Source organism: Bifidobacterium sp. POST2/T3 (B1) (assembly GCF_058197115.1).
In genome coordinates this window covers 1-2,826 of sequence record NZ_JBVPQK010000338.1, presented here as the reverse complement: position 1 = coordinate 2,826, position 2,826 = coordinate 1, and the positions used below count along the sequence as shown (strand labels likewise).

Below are 2,826 nucleotides of genomic sequence, written 5' to 3'. Positions count from 1 at the left end.
GAGGATGGCCCCACCCACCAGCCCATCGAGCACCTGACCGCCATTCGCGCCATCCCCCAGATGGAGGTTGTGCGCCCCGCCGATCAGTACGAGACCGCTGAAGCCTACCGCGCCTTCTTCGAGAAGGACAACACCCACCCCACGGCCATGATCCTGACCAGGCAGGGCGTGCCCACCCTGGAAGAGACCAAGGCCAAGGCCCGTGAAGGCGTGCGCAAGGGCGCCTACGTGCTGGTCGACACCGAGGGCCAGCCCGACGTGCTGATCATGGCCTCCGGCTCCGAGGTGCAGCACGCTGTGGCCGCCTCCAAGACCCTGGCCGAGCAGGGCGTCAAGGCCCGCGTCATCTCCGTGCCCTCTCTGGAGTGGTTCGAGGAGCAGGACGACGACTACAAGGAAGCCGTTCTGCCAGCCTCCGTCAAGGCCCGCGTCTCCGTTGAGGCCGGACTGGCCACGCCTTGGTACAAGTACCTGGGCAGCTATGGCAAGCCCGTCTCCATCGAGCAGTTCGGCCTGCAGGGCAGCGGCGACGAGAACATGCGCGACCTGGGCATTACCGCCGATCATGTGGTCGAAGCAGCACAGGCCTCCCTGGAGGAAGTCCGTCGGGCCCGCTGAACCCGGCGTTCATGACAAATCGGGGGCCGTCCGCGACGCCGGCCCCCTCCCCTGCAGGCACGCCCGAAACGCGGCCTGCGGGAATACAGCAAAATACTTCCCGGTAGTGCATAGTAAATGTGATTCCATCGGGAACCCAAATAAGGAGTGACAAGATGGCAGAAAATGCAAACACCCAGCGCACCAGCGATTCAGGTGTCTCGATCTGGCTGGACGATCTGAGCCGCACCCGCATCGAGTCGGGCAATCTGCAGCAGCTGATCGCCGAGCGCAATGTGGTGGGCGTGACCACCAACCCCTCAATCTTCCAGAAGGCCCTGAGCCAGGTGGGTCCCTATGACGAACAGCTCAAGCAGCTGGGCCGCATCCCCGTCGAGGAGGCTGTCCGTGAGCTGACCACTACCGACGTGCGCAACGCCACCGACATCTTCCGCGAGGTTGCCGAGAAGACCGACTACGTGGATGGACGCGTCTCCATCGAGGTCGATCCTCGTCTGGCCCACAACACCGAAGAGACCGAGAAGCAGGCCGAAGAGCTCTGGAACAAGGTTGACCGGCCCAACGCCTTCATCAAGATTCCCGCCACCCTGGAGGGTCTGCCCGCCATCACCGCCACCCTGGCCAAGGGCATCTCGGTCAACGTGACCCTGATCTTCTCCCTGGAGCGCTACCAGCAGGTCATCGACGCCTTCATTGAAGGCATCGCCCAGGCCGACAAGAACGGCAAGGACCTGAAGCACATCGGCTCGGTTGCCTCCTTCTTCGTATCCCGCGTGGACACTGCAGTGGACAAGCTGCTGGAGGCCAACGGCTCTGACGAGGCCAAGTCCCTGGAGGGCAAAGCCGCCGTGGCCAACGCCCGCCTGGCCTACGAGCTTTTCGAGAAGGCATTCGACAAGGATCCTCGCTGGGCCGATCTGGAAGCCAAGGGCGCTAAGCGTCAGCGTCCGCTTTGGGCCTCCACCGGCACCAAGAACGCCGCCTACTCCGACTGCAAGTATGTGGACGAGCTGGTGGCCCCTGACGTTGTCAACACCATGCCTGAGAAGACCCTTGAGGCCCTGGCCGCTCACGGCAACGGCGCCCCCTCCATCGAGGGCACCTACGAGGAGAGCCACCAGATTATGCAGAAGCTGGCAGACCTGGGCATCAACATCAAGGACGTGACCGACAAGCTGGAGGCCGATGGCGTTGCCGCCTTCATCAACTCCTGGGATTCGGTCCTCTCCGACGTACAGAAGGGTATCGACCGCGTCAACGGTTGAGCGCTTGACTGACAGTCGCTGACTGTCAGTAGTCGCCATTAAAGATTGTGCCCCGTTCGGTTCAAACCGGACGGGGCACAATTGGTATCAGTTACTCTGCCTTGGTCTCCTCGACCACCTGCTGCAGGGTGGCAATCAGGGCGGGGCTGTCATTGGGCATGTTCAGCCTGGTCAGGGTGCCGCCGGCGGATTCGATGGCCTTGGCCAGCTCCTGATCGACGTCGTAGCAGATCTCCAGGTTGTCGGCGATGAAGCCGATGGAGGCGGAGACGATGGTCTTCATGCCGCTCTTGGTGATCAGATCCTTGGCTACGGTGACGAAATCAGGACCGATCCAGGGCTCCTGGGTACGGCCTGCTGACTGCCAGGCCAGCACGTACTGATCCTCATTGAGGCCAGCTGCCTGAGCCACGGCATTAGACAGACCGATGACCTCATCCTTGTAGGGGTCCCCTCCCTGGATGATGCGCAGGGGCAGGGAGTGGGCGCTGAAGATCACCTTGGTGTCCGGCCGGTCGGTCAGCCCCTTCTTGGCAACCAGCTGGTCGCTCCAGAAATGGATCAGCTCTTGGTGGTTCCACCAGGACCGCACGGGCAGGTATTCCATACCCGGATGGGCCTCGACGGCCTTGCGGGCGCGGTTGTGGTAGTCCTCGCTCGAATAGGAGGAGTACTGCGGGGCCAGGGGTATGCCAATGACCCTGGTGATGCCATCGGAGGCAATCTGGTCGACTGCATCCTTGATGAAGGGAGCGATATACTTCAGCCCTTCGTATACCTTGTAAGCACCGGGGTGGGCCTTGTCCAGCGCAGCCTGAAGACCGTCGCGCTGGGCCTTGGTGATCCTGGCCAGGGGCGAGGGCAGGCCGATGGCCTTGTAGCGGCCGACCAGCTGGTCCATGAGCGGCTTGGGCGGCTCCTGCCCATGGCGGATATTGGTGTA

The 2,826-nt window shown here is 62.6% G+C and carries 3 protein-coding genes; 2 read left to right on the top strand and 1 reads right to left on the bottom strand.

Features of this window, described 5'->3' with window-relative positions; genetic code table 11:
- A partial coding sequence (locus tag AC0AP0_RS11285; RefSeq protein ID WP_490430533.1) for a transketolase-like TK C-terminal-containing protein occupies positions 1 to 618 on the top strand: 618 nt, incomplete at its 5' end.
- Positions 619 to 773: 155 nt separating this feature from the next.
- Positions 774 to 1,883 carry a transaldolase gene (gene tal / locus AC0AP0_RS11280; RefSeq protein ID WP_024628055.1) on the top strand — a complete coding sequence of 370 codons (1,110 nt, stop codon included), beginning with the start codon at positions 774 to 776 and terminating at the stop codon, positions 1,881 to 1,883.
- A gap of 91 nt (positions 1,884 to 1,974) precedes the next feature.
- Here tal and hemH read toward each other — a convergent pair.
- Positions 1,975 to 2,826 (bottom strand): ferrochelatase (hemH, locus tag AC0AP0_RS11275; protein WP_490430532.1); only part of this gene is annotated, 852 nt, incomplete at its 5' end.